Source organism: Streptomyces sp. NPDC045998 (genome assembly GCF_056430285.1).
On sequence record NZ_JBWKLJ010000002.1, the window covers coordinates 63054 to 78420 of the forward strand.

The 15367-nt window shown below is 74.3% G+C and carries 15 protein-coding genes; 8 read left to right on the forward strand and 7 right to left on the reverse strand.

Annotated elements, in window-relative coordinates; all coding sequences use genetic code 11:
• The first annotated feature begins 11 nt into the window (after positions 1–11).
• The 3 genes from AC07FJ_RS05185 (at position 12) to AC07FJ_RS05195 (ending at position 3282) form a co-directional block, all read left to right on the forward strand.
• Entirely contained in the window at positions 12–1991 is a 1980-nt protein-coding gene (locus tag AC07FJ_RS05185) for a S9 family peptidase (protein WP_479045431.1), read from the forward strand.
• Positions 1988–2917 (forward strand): S66 peptidase family protein, encoded by a 930-nt coding sequence (locus AC07FJ_RS05190; protein ID WP_479045434.1) that lies wholly within the window; start codon positions 1988–1990, stop codon positions 2915–2917. Before AC07FJ_RS05185 ends, AC07FJ_RS05190 begins: the two co-directional genes overlap by 4 nt.
• A gap of 80 nt (positions 2918–2997) precedes the next feature.
• Positions 2998–3282, forward strand: a complete 285-nt coding sequence (locus tag AC07FJ_RS05195) for a hypothetical protein (RefSeq protein WP_479045437.1) — start codon at positions 2998–3000, stop codon at positions 3280–3282.
• A 24-nt stretch (positions 3283–3306) separates the two neighbouring features.
• Here the strand turns inward: AC07FJ_RS05195 and AC07FJ_RS05200 are convergent, their stop codons facing one another.
• Together AC07FJ_RS05200 and AC07FJ_RS05205 are read right to left on the reverse strand one after the other, a co-directional pair.
• A complete protein-coding gene (locus AC07FJ_RS05200; protein ID WP_479045439.1) occupies positions 3307–4404 on the reverse strand; it encodes an adenosine deaminase in 1098 nt (365 codons plus the stop codon).
• 168 nt (positions 4405–4572) lie between these two features.
• Positions 4573–5322, reverse strand: a complete 750-nt coding sequence (locus AC07FJ_RS05205; RefSeq protein WP_479045441.1) for a GntR family transcriptional regulator — start codon at positions 5320–5322, stop codon at positions 4573–4575.
• A gap of 211 nt (positions 5323–5533) precedes the next feature.
• Here AC07FJ_RS05205 and AC07FJ_RS05210 point away from each other — a divergent pair, with 211 nt between their 5' ends.
• Positions 5534–7006, forward strand: coding sequence for an MFS transporter (locus AC07FJ_RS05210; protein WP_468283948.1), 1473 nt, complete (start codon positions 5534–5536; stop codon positions 7004–7006).
• Positions 7007–7111: 105 nt separating this feature from the next.
• Positions 7112–7681 (forward strand): GNAT family N-acetyltransferase, encoded by a 570-nt coding sequence (locus AC07FJ_RS05215; RefSeq protein WP_479045444.1) that lies wholly within the window; start codon positions 7112–7114, stop codon positions 7679–7681.
• A 60-nt stretch (positions 7682–7741) separates the two neighbouring features.
• Here the strand turns inward: AC07FJ_RS05215 and AC07FJ_RS05220 are convergent, their stop codons facing one another.
• The 5 genes from AC07FJ_RS05220 to AC07FJ_RS05240 form a co-directional block, all read right to left on the reverse strand.
• The gene (locus tag AC07FJ_RS05220) at positions 7742–7915 is read right to left on the reverse strand and encodes a CsbD family protein (RefSeq protein WP_479045446.1); all 174 of its coding nucleotides are present in this window, start codon (positions 7913–7915) and stop codon (positions 7742–7744) included.
• Positions 7916–8030: 115 nt separating this feature from the next.
• Entirely contained in the window at positions 8031–8744 is a 714-nt protein-coding gene (locus AC07FJ_RS05225; protein WP_479045448.1) for a GvpL/GvpF family gas vesicle protein, read from the reverse strand.
• A gap of 187 nt (positions 8745–8931) precedes the next feature.
• On the reverse strand, positions 8932–9291 hold the full coding sequence (locus AC07FJ_RS05230; RefSeq protein WP_479045450.1) for a VOC family protein: 360 nt from the start codon (positions 9289–9291) through the stop codon (positions 8932–8934).
• A 57-nt stretch (positions 9292–9348) separates the two neighbouring features.
• Positions 9349–10152 carry a methyltransferase domain-containing protein gene (locus AC07FJ_RS05235; RefSeq protein ID WP_479045452.1) on the reverse strand — a complete coding sequence of 268 codons (804 nt, stop codon included), beginning with the start codon at positions 10150–10152 and terminating at the stop codon, positions 9349–9351.
• 46 nt (positions 10153–10198) lie between these two features.
• Positions 10199–10711: a hemerythrin domain-containing protein gene (locus AC07FJ_RS05240; protein WP_479045454.1), complete on the reverse strand. Its 513-nt coding sequence runs from the start codon at positions 10709–10711 to the stop codon at positions 10199–10201.
• Positions 10712–10765: 54 nt separating this feature from the next.
• Between AC07FJ_RS05240 and AC07FJ_RS05245 the strand changes: the two genes are divergently transcribed.
• The 3 genes from AC07FJ_RS05245 to AC07FJ_RS05255 all read left to right on the forward strand — a co-directional run bounded on the left by AC07FJ_RS05245 (position 10766) and on the right by AC07FJ_RS05255 (position 15275).
• Positions 10766–11923, forward strand: coding sequence for an SDR family oxidoreductase (locus tag AC07FJ_RS05245; protein WP_479045455.1), 1158 nt, complete (start codon positions 10766–10768; stop codon positions 11921–11923).
• Between the two features lie 90 nt (positions 11924–12013).
• On the forward strand, positions 12014–13426 hold the full coding sequence (locus tag AC07FJ_RS05250) for an NAD(P)/FAD-dependent oxidoreductase (RefSeq protein ID WP_479045457.1): 1413 nt from the start codon (positions 12014–12016) through the stop codon (positions 13424–13426).
• 1 nt (position 13427) lies between these two features.
• Positions 13428–15275, forward strand: coding sequence for a transketolase (locus AC07FJ_RS05255; protein WP_479045460.1), 1848 nt, complete (start codon positions 13428–13430; stop codon positions 15273–15275).
• Positions 15276–15367: the final 92 nt, after the last annotated feature.

A 15367-nucleotide genomic window follows, 5' to 3' on the forward strand; every position in this document is an offset into this window, starting at 1 on the left:
GGAGCACCCGGATGGTACCCACGGGGGCTTACGGAACCTGGCCGTCACCCATCGGCGCCTCGCTCGCCGCCGCACACGACGGCCGTCCCGAGTACGTCGGCGTGGTCGGCGACGAGATGTGGTGGACCGAGCCCCGGCCCACCGAGGACGGCCGGCGCACCCTGGTGCGCCGGCGCGCCGACGGCACCGAGGAGCCGGTGCTGCCCGCCCCGTGGAACGTCCGCAGCCGGGTCATCGAGTACGGCGGCAGCCCCTGGGCCGGGACGGTGCGCGCGACCGGACCGCTGGTCGTCTTCAGCCACTTTCCGGACCAGCGGCTGTACGCGTACGAGCCCGACGGCGACGCCCCGCCGCGCCCCCTCACTCCGCTCTCCCCGGTCGGCGGCGGGCTGCGCTGGGCCGACCCCGTCGTCCGCCCCGAGCGCGGCGAGGTGTGGTGCGTCCTGGAGGAGTTCACCGGCGAGGGGCCGGGGGACGTGCGGCGGGTCATCGCCGCCGTACCGCTCGACGGCTCGGCCGCCGACGACCGGGCCGCCGTACGCGAACTGACCGACGGCACGCACCGGTTCGTCACCGGGCCCCGCCTCTCACCGGACGGGCGCCGCGCCGCGTGGATCGCCTGGGACCACCCGGACATGCCGTGGGACGGCACGCTCCTGATGACCGGGGAGGTCCGGGAGGACGGCCCCTTCACGGGCGTGCGGCAGGCCGGGGGCGGTGACGGCGAGGCGGTCTGCCAGGCCGACTGGGCGGCCGACGGGTCGCTGCTGTACGTCTCCGACCGGCGCGGCTGGTGGGAGCCGTACCGCCTGCGGCCCGGCTCGTCCACGCCGGCCGCGCTGTGCCCCGGCCGCGCCGAGGAGTTCGGCGGGCCGCTGTGGAAGGTGGGCATGCGGTGGTTCCACCCGCTCGACAACGGCCTCGTCGCCGTCATCCACGGCCGGGGTGCCACCGCCCTCGGCATACTCGACCCCGAGACCGGCGAACTCGTCGACGCCGCCGGGCCCTGGACCGAGTGGGCGCCCACCCTCGCCGCCCACGGCAGCCGCGTCGTCGGCGTCGCGGCCAGCCCCCGCAGCGCGTACGAGGTCGTCGAACTCGACACCGGCACGGGCAGGGCACGCGTCATCGGTTCCGCGCACGACGACCCCGTCGACCCCGCGTACTACCCCGAACCGCAGATCCGCACCTTCACCGGTCCCGACAACCGTGAGATCCACGCCCACATCTACCCGCCGCACAACCCCGACCGCAGCGCACCCGACGACGAGCTGCCGCCGTTCGTGGTGTGGGCGCACGGCGGCCCCACCGGCCACGCGCCGCTCGTCCTCGACCTGGAGATCGCCTACTTCACCTCGCGCGGCATCGGCGTCGCCGAGGTCAACTACGGCGGCTCCACCGGCTACGGGCGCGCCTACCGGGAGCGGCTGCGCGAGCAGTGGGGCGTCGTGGACGTCGAGGACTGCGCCGCCGTCGCCGAGGCGCTCGCCGCCGAAGGCACCGCCGACCCGGCCCGCCTCGCGATCCGCGGCGGCAGCGCGGGCGGCTGGACCGCCGCCGTCTCGCTCGCCGTCACCCGCGTCTACGCCTGCGGCACGCTCCTCTACCCCGTCCTGGACCTGGAGGGCTGGGCCGAGGAGACCCACGACTTCGAGTCCCGCTACCTGGAGTCCCTGATCGGCCCGCCCGGCGAGGTCCCCGGCCGCTACCGCGAGCGTGCGCCGATCGAGCTGGCCGAGCGGATCACCGCGCCGTTCCTGCTGCTCCAGGGGCTCGACGACGTCGTCTGCCCGCCCGCCCAGACGGAACGTTTCCTGGCCCGGATGGCGGGGCGCGGCGTACCGCACACGTACGTCGCCTTCGAGGGGGAGGGGCACGGTTTCCGGCGGGCCGAGACGATGACGCGGGCGCTGGAGTCGGAACTCGCGCTGTACGTCCAGGTCTTCGGCGTCACCCGTTTCGACGTGCCGCTGCTGGAGCTGCGGAAGTGACGGACCGGGTAGGGGCGTTGGAGCGGCCGCGCCGCCTGCGGTCCGGGGACCGCGTCGCGATCGTCGCGCCCAGCGGTCCGGTGGCCGAGGAGCGGCTCCGGGCGGGGCTGGACGTCCTGCGCGGCTGGGGCCTCGATCCGGTGGTGGCGCCTCACGTCCTCGACCGGCACCTGGGCTACCTGGCGGGGGACGACGCCGCACGCGCCCGCGACCTGACGCGGGCCTGGTGCGACCCGTCCGTCGCGGCGGTGATCTGCGCGCGCGGCGGTTACGGCGCCCAGCGCATGGTGGACCTGGTCGACTGGGCGGCGATGCGCGCGGGCGGGCCCAAGGTGTTCGTCGGCTACAGCGATGTGACCGCGCTCCACGAGGCGTTCGCCGCACGGGGCCTCGCCACGCTGCACGGCCCCATGGCCGCCGCCGTCACCTTCCTCGAGGACGCCCGCACCCAGGAGTCGCTGCGCGCCACGCTCTTCGACCCCGACTCCGTACGCACCCTGGGGCTGGACACCGCCCGCCCGCTGGTGCCGGGCCGGGCGCGCGGCGTGACGCTGGGCGGCTGCCTCACCCTCCTCACCGCCGAGCTCGGCACGCCCGGGGCCCGGCCGTCCGCGCGGGGCGGCCTGCTGCTCCTGGAGGACACCGGCGAGGAGCCGTACCGCCTGGACCGCGCGCTCACGCAGCTGCTGCGGTCCGGATGGCTGGGCGGCGTCGCGGGCGTCGCACTCGGCTCCTGGCAGGACTGCGGCCCGTACGCAGCGGTCCGCGCGACCCTGCGCGACCGGCTGGCCGGACTCGGCGTGCCGGTCGTCGAGGAGCTGGGCTTCGGACACGGCCCGACGAACCTGACGGTGCCGCTGGGCGTGCCCGCCGTCCTGGACGCGGACGCGGGCACGCTGACGCTGGAGGTGCCGGCGCTGCGGTGAGGTCTCGCGAGGCTGCCTCGCGGGACTCCGTTCGGGCGCACCCGGGTATGACCGGCGGGCCGGGCGGTCACCCTGTCACCATGAGCCAAACCGACGAAGAGGTCGCCGAGCGCCTGGTACCCGTATGGCTGGAGGAGGCCGCGCGGTACGAGCCGCGCGCCGCCGAGGACGCGCGGCGCGGCTGGGAGCAGGGGCGGCTGTCGCCCGCCGCCGCCCGCGAACTGGCCGACTGGGTCACCGCGCGCGTCACCGAGACGGCCTTCAACCGGGACGAGGGCCCGCCCCGGCACGGCCCGCCCCACGTCAGCGTCGCCGACAAGGCGGCCGTGCACCGGTGGCTCGCCGCGCAGGGCTACGACCTCTGAGCGCGCGCGCTGGTGACCCGGGGGTCAGCGGCCGGCCGCGAGGGCGGCGTAACCCGGGCGGATCACCTCGTCGATGAGGCGCCGGCGCTCCGGCAGCGGCAGGAAGGCGGCCTCGACGGCGGCGACCGTGAACTCCTCGAAGACCTCGGGGCCGTAGCCGAAGGCGTCCGCCATGTGCTGGAACTCCCGGCTCATGGTGGTGCCGGAGACCAGGCGGTTGTCGGTGTTCAGCGTGATGCGGAAGCCGAGGCGGCGCAGCTGGTCGATGGGGTGCGTGGCGTAGTCCTTCGCGGCGCCCGTCTGGAGGTTGGAGGTCGGGCAGACCTCCAGGGCGATGCGGTTGTCGCGGACGTACGCGGCCAGGTGGCCGAGCGTGCCGTCCTCGGCGATGTCGTCGGTGATCCGGACGCCGTGGCCGATCCGCTCGGCGCCGCAGACCTGCACCGCCTCGTGGATGGACTCGGCGCCGACGGCCTCGCCCGCGTGGATGGTGAAGTGGCAGTTGTGCCGCTTGAGGTGCTGGAAGGCGGGCAGGTGGCGGGCCGGCGGGTTGCCGATCTCGCCGCCCGCGATGTCGAAGCCCGCCACGCCGCGCTCGCGGTGCGCGACGGTCAGCTCGGCTATCTCCAGCGAGCGGTCCGTGTGGCGCATGCCGGTCAGCAGCGTGCCGACCGTGATGCGGCCGCCTGCGCGGCGCTCGCCCTCGCGGAAGCCGTCGTTCACCGCCTCCACGACCTCGTCGAGGGTGAGCCCGGCGGCGAGGTGCTGCTCGGGGGCGTACCGCACCTCGGCGTAGACCACGCCGTCCGCCGCCAGGTCCTCGGCGCACTCGGCCGCGACGCGGAACAGCGCCTCGCGCGTCTGCATCACGGCACAGGTGTGGGCGAACGTCTCCAGGTAGCGCTCCAGCGACCCGGAGTCCGCGGCGTCCCGGAACCACACGGCCAGCGCGGCCGGGTCCTCGGTCGGCAGGCCGGTGTAGCCGCAGTCGCGGGCCAGCTCGATGATCGTGGCGGGGCGCAGGCCGCCGTCCAGATGGTCGTGGAGGACGGCCTTGGGGGCGCGCACGATCCAGTCGGCGGGGGCGGGGGCAGCGGCGGGGAGGTTGTCAGACAAGTGCATGGGGCGCGAGTGTACGCCAAGGGGCGCGGGCGGCGCCGTGACGCGGGCGACAGCGACTCCTGTGGGGCTGCCCCCGCCGGGCGGGGCGCGTCCGCCCCCTGGGCCGGGCACGGCCCCGGGGAGTGGCTGGCGCGGCCCGGTCGGGGCGTGCAGGGCCCGCCGGGCCCGTCAGGACGACTGGAGGACCGGGAGCGCCGCCGCGCCCGTCGGGAGCATGTGCTTGGCCGCCATGACCGGGGTGTCGCCCACCCGCACCACCTGCGTGACCAGTACCGCCGGGGTGTCGGCCGACCGGGCCAGCTGTTCGCCGCGCCGCTGGCCGACGAGCGTCGCCGTCACGGTGCTGTGCGCGGACAGCGGCACGCCGCGCGAGGCGCCGGTCAGCACGGCGAGCATCGACGTACCGGCCGGGTCGGGCTGGGCGCCCAGGGCCCGGGCGAAAGCGGGGTGCACCCGCTCCAGGACGTCCTCCGCCGCCGCCCACTCCTGGCTCAGCGCCGCCGCCGTACCCTCCGCCGTCAGCAGTGACTCCCAGAACCGCAGCTCGGCGCGGGCGGGTGCCAGCAGGTGCTGGGTGGTGAAGTCCGTCGGCTCCTCCACCGTGCGCAGCAGCCCCCGCACGCGCACCGGCGCGCCCGCGCCGATCAGCTCCTCGAGCGGCTGGATGTGCTCGAAGCCGCGCCGCGGCGGCCGGTCGTTGACGGTGCGGCCCACGCCGCGGCGCACCGACAGCAGGCCGTCTTCCTGGAGCAGCAGCAGGGCCTCGCGCAGGGCCGGGCGGCTGACGCCCAGCTCGGCGGCGAGCTTCGGCTCGGATGGGAGGGTGGAGCCGGGCGGGTAGGTGCCCGCGTGGATCGCGTCCACGATCCGCTCGTACAGCACCACGACCGGTCTCCGCTGCTCTGCGCTGACCACCACTGCCCCTCCTCGGCTCACTTGTCTGCAAGTTATGCCGAGCCGACCCGGGCGGGCAATGGCACAACCTCCCAGGTACCTCTCATCTGAGCTGCGAAAACGCCAAAAGTTTGCTCGGAGGTCTTGACGTCGACGCGCGTAGATCTCAGGCTGTGTCAGCAATGCTTGTCTGACAAGCGCCATTCGACATGACATCCAAGGCAAAGGGGCCGACATGTCCATCTCGTTCGGCCGGACGCGTTCCGGAGCCGAAGCGGCCACATCCGACCTGGCGGGGCGCGGCCCCATGCTGCTGGCGATGGTCCTCGCCGTCCTCGGCTACCAGATCAACGCCACCATGCTCAGCCCCGCCCTGCCCGATGTCATCGAGCGCCTCGGCACCACCACCGCGGCCGCCGGCCTCTCCCAGACGCTGTTCTTCCTCATGGCGGCCATCGGCCAGGTCACCCTCGCCCGCCTGAGCGACCAGCGCGGCCGCAAGCCGATGATGCTGCTCTGCGCGGTCGTCCTGATCGTCGGCAACCTGCTCTGCGTCTTCGCGCCGAACATCGAGATCTTCATCGCGGGCCGCGTCCTCCAGGGCGTCTCCGCCGCGATGTTCACCCTCGCCTTCCTCACCCTGAACCAGCTGCTCACCCCGGCCGGCTTCGGCAAGGCGGCCGGCATCATCACCGCCGTCAACGGCGGCCTCGCCGGTGTCGACGCCATCGCGGGCGGCCAGATCGCCGACACCATCGGCTTCCGCGGCATCTTCGTCTGCTCCACGCTGATCGCCGTCGCCGGCCTCCTCGGCGTACGCCGGTACGTCCCCGACGTCCCGCCCACCGCCGACGCCGACGCCCGCTTCGACTCGCGCGGCATCGCCGCCCTCGCCCTCGGCCTCACCGGCATCCTCGTCGGCCTCGCCCAGGGCGCCGCCTGGGGCTGGACCTCCGCCCTCACCCTGGGCTTCCTGATCGGCGGCGTCGCCGCACTCGTCTTCTTCGTCGTCTCGCAGAAGAGCGCCGCCAACCCGGTCATCGACCTCGACGTCCTCGCCTCGCGCCGCGCCTGGCCGCTGCTGCTGACCACGATCTGCACCCTCGGCGGAGCCTTCGGCGCGATCGCGCTCACCATCCCGCTCTTCTCCCAGGACGCCCGGGTCGGCCTCGGCCTCTCCGCCGTCACCGCCGCCGTCCTCTTCCTCACCCCCATCCAGCTGATCGGCGTGGTGTCCGCCCCGCTGACCGGCCGCCTCGGCCCGAAGATCGGCTGGCGCACGATCGTGGTCGCCGGCGCGATCGCCAACTTCGCCATCTTCGTCTTCGCCACGCTGTTCCTGCACAACGAGTGGATCCTGGTGGCCGCCCTCGCCGCGCTCGGCGTCACCTACGGCGGCTTCATGCTCACCGGCCTCAACGGTCTCGCCGTCACCACCGCCCCCAAGGACAAGCCCGGCTCGCTCTCCGGTCTCAACGGCGCCTGCTTCGGCATCGGGGCCTCGCTCGGCATCGCCCTCGCCTCCGCCATGATCACGGCGGGCAGCGACGCGGGCGGTGTCACCGAGGCCGGTTACCAGCACGCCATGTACACGGCTCTCGCGCTGCTCGCCGTCGGAGTCGTCACCGCCCTGCTCATCCAGCGCCCGGACCCTGCGGAGGCCGACGACGCGGACGACGAGCGCCAGGTGGTCCTCACCCACCACTGAGCCCTCTCACCTCTAGGGCCGCTCCCACCGCCCCCGTGCGACCAGGATCCACTCGTCCTGGTCCCGGGGGCGGTGGTCCGTTGATCGCCCGGTTAGCCTGACGGGATGCACGGCATCCGTTCCTCCGCCCCTCCGTACCTGACCGAGGGCCCCCGCGTGGCCCTGCGCCACCTGACGTACGAGGACGCCGACGAGTTCACCGCGCGGGCGAGGGAGAGCCGGGAGCTGCACAGGCCCTGGCTCTTCCCGCCCGTGGACGCCGACGCGTACGCCCGCTACGCCCGGCCCCTCGTCGAGGGGGACGACCGCGAGTCCTTCCTGGTCTGCGAGCGGGACGCGGACGGCGCCATCGCCGGGTTCGTCAACATCAACAACATCGTGCGCGGCGGCTTCCTCAGCGGCGCGCTCGGGTACGGGGCCTTCGCCCACGCCGCCGGGCGCGGGCTGATGAGCGAGGCGCTCGGCCTGGTGCTGCGGTACGCCTTCGGTCCGCTGGGCCTGCACCGGCTGGAGGCCAACATCCAGCCGCTGAACGCCGCCTCCCTCGCACTCGTACGCCGCGCCGGCTTCCGGCTGGAGGGCTTCTCGCCCGCGTTCCTCTTCGTCGACGGGCAGTGGCGCGACCACGAGCGCTGGGCGATCACCGCGGACATGGTCGCGGACGCGGCCGCATAGGAACGGGCGGTGGAAGCGGGTCTCCCCGCTTCCACCGCCCGTGACCCGGAGCGCCGGCGGTCAGTGCTTGAAGGTGTCCTTGGCCTTCTCGACCGTCTGCTTGGCGTCACCCTTGGCCTGATCCGCCCGGCCCTCCATCTCCAGGCTCTCGTTCCCCGTAGCCCTTCCGACGGCCTCCTTCGCCTTCCCCTTGGCGGTCTGACCGGCGTTCTTCGCCTTCTTCTCAGTGCTCATATCTGTCACCTCCAGTCCGCGTCTGCCCGCTGCGGCGCGGGCCAATCCGGTCAAAACGGTTCCTCGGGGCGGATGGCGTCGTCTCGGCGGCACCCCGGCTGCGCCCCGGCAGGCCCTAGACGAAGCTGTACGGGGGAAGCGGCCCGTGGATCCGGAAGTCGAAGTCCTCGCCGTACTCGTCGGCCAGCTGGGCCTCCCGGGCCGCGAACTCCTGCTGCCGGGGCCGCTCGACGAGGAAGGAGGCGCCGAGGAAGTCGTCCCCGGCCGGATCGGACACCTTGGTCTCGCGCGCCAGCGGGCGCAGCGCTTCGACGATGCCGGAGCCGAACGACTCGTGGCGGGCGCCCACTTCCCGGGCGACGAGCTCGTCGAGCGCCGGCTTCAGCTCCTGCCCGCCGCGCCCGGCACGCACCTCGTCGTTCATGCGGCGCACGTCGTCGGACTGCCGCAGCACTTCGCGCAGCAGGACGTCCTCGTCGCAGGAGACCTCCAGGTGGAACTCGACGCAGCCGTCGAGGGCCGCGAGCCGCTCCCGGTACACGTCGGCGCGCTCCTCCAGGGTGTCGCGGACGGACTCGTCGTCCGGGGCGAGGGCGCCGAGGCGCAGCGGGAGCACGGTCGCCTGGCTCATCAGCTCTTCGAGGACCGTCTCGTGGGCGAGCGCGTCGCGGCGCTCGGCGCGCGGTCCGTCCGGCGCGTCGCTGACGACGGCGGCGAGCGACGACCCCTTCACCACTCGGAGCGGCCGCGGTGGGTCTCCCACCCCGGCCACGCCGTCGAGCCGGAGGGGGTGGGTCGCGGCCATGATCGCGTAGACGTAGACCGACATGGGCTCACTCTTTCCGGTGCCCACCACTGTCAAAGCTACAGAAAAGCGTTAATTGCATCATATGAGACATATGGGTGGGCCCGGCCCTTCCGGCGGGGCTCCGTCGGAACGGCCGGGCCCTACGGCGTTGCCGCCTGGCTACCCAGCCCCACGGCGCGTACCTGCGGCGCGCACCCGCGCCGCGTGGTTACGCGCGCCGGCGGTCGACGTACTCGAACACCGAGCCGTCCGGGTGGGCCGCGATCAGGTTGCGCCCCACCGGCGTCGGCACCGGGCCCGCCACGATCCGGGCGCCGACCTCGGCGAGCCTGTCACGCGCCACGTCGACGTCGTCCACCGCGATCGTGGCCGCCACCTTGCGCAGCACCTCCAGCTCCGACTGCGGGCCCGTCATCAGCAGGAAGCACCCCACCGCCGCCACCGACACACCGCCGCGTTCGAAGCGGAGCGCGGGGCTGCCGGTGAGCCGTTCGTAGAAGAGGACCGACTCCTCCAGGGTGTTCGGGTCGTCGAGGCAGATGCGCAGCGTGGCGCCGATGATCTCCATGCGGGCGAGGGTAGTTGACGGCGCCGAAGCGCGTGATCCGCTCGCCGGAGTGGGGCCTCACGCCCGGCACAGCACCTCGCCGTGCGGCACCAGGAACCAGCCGTCCTCCTCGCGGCCCCATGCGCGCCAGCCCTCCGCGATGGCGGCCAGCTCGTCCTCGGTCGCGTACCCGCCCTCGACCGCGCGCCGGGCGTACACCGAGGCGGTCGTACGGTCCGCCCACAGGCCGCTCCACCACGCGCGCTCCTCCGGGGTGGCGAAACACCAGGTCGAGGCGGTGGCGGTGACGTCGGTGAAGCCGGCGCGCCGCGCCCACGAGAGCAGTCGTCGTCCGGCGTCCGGCTCGCCGCCGTTGCCGCGCGCGACCCGGTGGTAGAGCCGCAGCCAGCCGTCCAGTACCGGCACCTCGGGGAACCAGGTGAAGGCCCCGTAGTCGCTGTCGCGCGCCGCGACGACACCGCCGGGGCGGCACACCCGCCGCATCTCGCGCAGCGCGGCCACCGGGTCGCCCACGTGCTGGAGCACCTGGTGGGCGTGGACCACGTCGAAGGAGTCGTCGGGGAAGTCCAGCGCGAGCACGTCGGCGACGCGGAACTCGACGTTGTCCAGGCCACGTTCGGCGGCCACCGCGCGCGCCTGGCCCAGTACGTCCCCGGCGGTGTCCACGGCCGTCACCCGGCCGGGAGCGACCAGCGCGGCCAGGTCCGCGGTGATGGTGCCGGGGCCGCAGCCCACATCCAGAACGTCGAGGCCCGGCCGGAGCCGGTCGATCAGATAGGCCGCGGAGTTGGCGGCGGTACGCCACCGGTGGGACCGCAGCACCGACTCGTGGTGGCCATGGGTGTACACAGCATCCGTCATGCCGTCACCGTACGCCGACGTGTCGGATGGTGAGACCCCCATCTCACTATCTGGTCGCAGGGGTTGCTCCGCGGCCCGGCCGCGAAGGCGGCACCGCCTGAGCCGCCTTCACCGCCTTCGCGAGGTTCTCCAGCTGGTCGTGCTCCGAGGTCTCCCGCAACCGGGCGAACTCCTCGCGCTCCTCGGCCTCCGCATGGGCCAGCAGGTCGTGCCGCAGCGCCGCGCACCGCTCCGCGAACTCCGGAGCGTCCACGCCGAGTTCCCCGCCGAGCTCCTCCAGGGCGCGCAGCCCCGCCCGTACGCGCTTCTCCTCCTCCAGCCGCTGCTCGACGATCCGTTCGCCGTCCTCGATGCGGCCGCGCGCGAACGGGTGGACCATCTCCTCCTCCGCGGCCTCGTGCGCCGCGAGCAGCCCGGCCAGTTCACCGAAGCGCTCCTCGCGCGCCTTCCCCTCGCTCCGCGTCAGCTCGTCGAAGAGGCGGCGGAGCCGTACGTGCTGCTCTTCCAAGAGCGCCACCACGTCCTGACCGCCGACCCCGGACGCCTCGGGCATGGGCATGCGGGCCTCCTCCCTCCGGCGTTATCCGCCGGGACGCCCGGGTACCCGCCGCCCATGAACGCGAACCTTGCCGAGGCCGCCCGCACGGTCGTGATCACCGGAGCCGGCGGCGGGGTGGGCCGCGCCACGGCCCGCGCCTTCGCCGCGCGCGGCGACCGCGTGGCGCTGCTCGCGCGCGGCGAGAAGGGGCTCGCGGGCGCGGCCGCCGACGTACGCGCCGCCGGCGGCACCGCGTTGACCGTGTCCGTCGACGTCTCCGACACCCGGGCCGTCGAGGAGGCCGCCGACCGGGTGGAGCGCGAGCTCGGCCCGATCGACGTCTGGGTGAACAACGCCTTCGTCGGCGTCTTCGCCCCCTTCACCGAGATCCGTCCCGACGAGTTCCGCCGCGTCACCGAGGTCACCTACCTCGGGTACGCCAACGGCACCCGCGCCGCCCTGCGCCGCATGGTGCCGCGCGACCACGGCACCGTCGTCCAGGTCGGCTCCGCGCTCGCCTACCGCGGCGTCCCGCTCCAGTCCGCGTACTGCGGCGCCACGCATGCCGTCCAGGGCTGGAACGAGTCCGTGCGCTGCGAGCTGCTGCACGCCGGCAGCAAGGTGCGCACCACCATGGTGCAGCTCCCGGCCGTCAACACCCCGCAGTTCGACTGGGCGCTGTCGCGCATGCCGGGCCGCGCCCGCCCCGTCCCGCCGGTCTACCAGCCGGAGGTCGCCGCCCGCGCCGTCGTGCACGCCGCCGACCACCCCGGCCGCCGCGAGTACCGCGTCGGCGCCCGTACGGCCCTGACGCTCGTCGCCAACGCGCTCGCGCCCGCGCTGCTCGACCGCTACCTGGCCCGCACCGGATACCGCGCCCAGCAGGAGCCGTGGGACGGCGCCGGTGAGGGGGCCGCCCCGCACTCCGACGAGCCCGCGCCCAGCAACCTGTGGGCGCCGGTCGACGGCCCGCTGGGCCAGGACTTCGGCGCCCACGGCCGCTTCGACGCCGAGGCGCGCGACCTGTACGCGGACACCGTGCTGCTGCGCCACCCGGCCGTGCCGGCCACCGCGGCGGCCGGAGCCGCCGCCGGGATCGCGGCGGGCGCCGGCGCGGTGCTGCGCCGCCGGGGCGGCGGCGTTTGGCAGGCGGACGCACGGGCACCGGGAAGGTTCGTGCGGCGTCGGACACCGACCCGTCGGCGCCCGGCCCGACCGATCCGACCGATCTGACCGTCCGACCGATCCGACGACGACCGATCCGACACAGACCCACCTGCCACCACTCGACCCGTCACCGTTCGACCTGACGCTGGAGGCGCTGTGACCCCGTCCGTCAACCCGCCCGCCGGTACGCCGTCCCGCCGCCGGCCGCGCATCGTGATCGTCGGCGCGGGATTCGCCGGCTACCAGACCGCCCGCGGCCTCAGCAAGAGCCTGCGCGGCCGCGCCGAGATCGTGCTGCTCAACCCCACCGACTACTTCCTCTACCTGCCGCTGCTGCCGCAGGTCTCCGCCGGCATCCTGGAGCCCCGCCGGGTCACCGTCTCGCTGCCCGGCACGCTCCGGCACGTCCGCCTGGTCCTGGGCGAGGCCGACCACATCGACCTCGACGGGCGGAAGGTGCACTACACCGACCCCGAGGGCACCACCGGCGAGCTCGGCTACGACCGGCTCGTCCTCGCCGTCGGCAGCGTCAGCAAGCTGCTGCCCATCCCGGGCGTCGCCGAGCACGCCACCGGCTTCCGCGGCCTGCCCGAGGCGCTCTACCTGCGCGACCACATCACCCGGCAGATAGAGCTCGCCGCGTCCGCCGGCGACCCCGCCGAGTGCACCTCCCGCTGCACGTTCGTCGTGGTGGGCGCCGGTTACACCGGCACGGAGGTCGCCGCCCACGGCAAGATGTTCACCGACGCGCTCGCGCGCAAGTACCCCTCCTGGCCCAAGGGCGTACGCCCCCGCTGGATGCTCCTCGACGTCGCCGACCGCGTCCTGCCCGGGCTCGACAAGCGGCTCTCCGACACCGCCGACCAGGTATTGCGCGCCCGGGGCGTCGACGTGCGGATGGGCACCTCCGTCAAGGAGTCCACGTCCGACGGCGTCCTCCTCGACAACGGCGACTTCGTCGAGACGCGCTCCCTCATCTGGTGCGTCGGCGTGCGCCCCGACCCGCTCGTCTCCGAGCTGGGCCTGCCCGTCGAACGCGGCCGGCTCGTCGTCACGCCCGAGCTGCGCGTGCCCGGCCACCCCGACGTCTTCGCCTGCGGCGACGCCGCCGCCGTACCCGACCTGAACCGGCCCGGCGAGTACACGCCCATGACGGCGCAGCACGCCTCCCGGCAGGGCAAGACCGCCGCCCGCAACGTCGCCGCGTCCCTCGGTGCCGGCGAGGCCGCCCCGTACCGCCACAGCGACATGGGCTTCGCCGTCGACCTCGGTGGGGTGAAGGCGGCCGCCAACCCGATGGGCGTCCCGCTGTCCGGGCCCGTCGCCGGGGCCGTCACCCGGGGCTACCACCTGGCCGCCATGCCGGGCAACCGGGTGCGGGTCGCCGCGGACTGGCTGCTGGACGCGGCACTGCCCCGGCAGGCCGTCCAGCTGGGCCTGGTCCGCTCCTGGCAGGTACCGCTGGACACCGCCTCCCCCGAACTGGCCAAGAGCGGCGCCGGGAACGGCGGCGCCAAGAGCAGCACCGACAGCAGCGCCGCGACCGGCTCCGGCGCTCGCAAGGAGTGACATGCACTACGAAGAACTCGCCTCACTCGCCCAGCAGTTGAGGGTCGACGCGGTCCGGGCCTCGGCAGCCGCGGGCTCCGGGCACCCCACCTCCTCGATGTCCGCCGCCGAGCTCGGCGCCGTCCTCCTCGCGCACCACCTGCGCTACGACTTCGACCGGCCCGACCACCCCGGCAACGACAAGTTCGTGCTCTCCAAGGGCCACGCCACGCCCCTGCTCTACGCCATGTACCGGGCCGCCGGCGCCATCGACGACGAGGAGCTCGCCACCTACCGCACCCTCGGCAGCGGCCTCGAAGGGCACCCCACGCCCCGGCTGCCCTGGGTGGACGTGGCCACCGGCTCCCTCGGCCAGGGCCTGCCCGTCGGTGTCGGCATGGCGCTCGCGGGCAAGCGCCTCGACCAGGCGCCGTACCGCGTGTACGTCCTGTCCGGCGACAGCGAGATGGCGGAGGGCTCGGTGTGGGAGGCGGTCGAGCACGCCGCGTACAACCACCTCGACAACCTCACCCTCGTCGTCGACGTCAACCGGCTCGGCCAGCGCGGGCCCACGCGCCACGAACACGACCTCGGCGCCTACGCCCGGCGCCTGCACGCCTTCGGCTGGCACGTGGTCGAGGTCGACGGACACGACGTCGAGGCCGTCGACCGCGCCTACGCCGAGGCCCGCTCCACCATCCGGCAGCCCACCGCGATCCTCGCCGCCACCCGCAAGGGCCGCGGCGTCACCGCGGTCGAGGACCGCGAGGGCTTCCACGGCAAGCCGCTCAAGGACGCGGAGGCCGCCATCGCGGAGCTGGGCGGCCCGCACCCCCACCACGTGTCCGTACAGAGCCCGCCGGACGTGAGCGCGCCCCGGCACACCCGGAACGGCACCGTCGAGCTGCCGCGCTACGACGTCGGCGACACGGTCGCCACCCGCACCGCGTACGGGCACGCCCTCGAGGCACTCGGCTCCGCCCGCGGCGACGTGGTGGCGCTCGACGCGGAGGTCAGCGACTCCACCCGCACCGAGTTCTTCGCCAAGGCCCACCCCGACCGGTACTTCGAGTGCTACATCGCCGAACAGCAGCTCGTCGCGGCGGCCGTCGGCATCCAGACGCGCGGGTACGTCCCGTACGCGTCGACGTTCGCGGCCTTCCTCACCCGGGCGTACGACTTCATCCGCATGGCCGCCGTCAGCCGCGCCGGCATCAACCTGGTCGGCTCCCACGCGGGCGTCGCCATCGGGCAGGACGGGCCGTCCCAGATGGGCCTGGAGGACCTGGCCATGCTCCGCGCGGTCCACGGCAGCACCGTGCTCTACCCGTGCGACGCCAACCAGACCGCCCGGCTCGTCGCCACGATGGCCGACCTGTCCGGCATCCGCTACCTGCGCACCTCGCGCGGCGACGCCCCGGTGCTGTACGGGCCCGACGAGGAGTTCCCGGTCGGCGGGAGCAAGGTCCTGCGCGGGGGCGGCGACGACGACCGCGCCACCCTCGTGGCGGCCGGGGTCACGGTCCACGAGGCCCTCAAGGCGGCCGACCTGCTGGCCGAGCACGGCATCCCGGTACGCGTCATCGATCTGTACTCGGTCAAGCCCGTCGACACCGAGACGCTGACCGCCGCGGCGACCGCCACGGGCTGCCTCATCACGGTCGAGGACCACCATCCCGAGGGCGGCCTGGGCGACGCGGTCGCCGAGGCCTTCTCCGACGGCCGCCCGGCCCCGCGCCTGGTCCGCCTCGGCGTCCGCGCCATGCCGACCTCGGCGACACCGGAGGAGCAGCTGCACGCGGTGGGCATCGACGCCGACTCGACCGCCGCGGCGGTGAAGCTGGCCGTGGAGAGCGGCGTGACGGCCTGACTCGCTCCCCGCGACGCCCCGACCGGTCCCGCTCCGCGGGCAGCGGCCGGGGCGTTCCGTGTACCCGGCGGCACGCCGGGTACGGGCTCCGG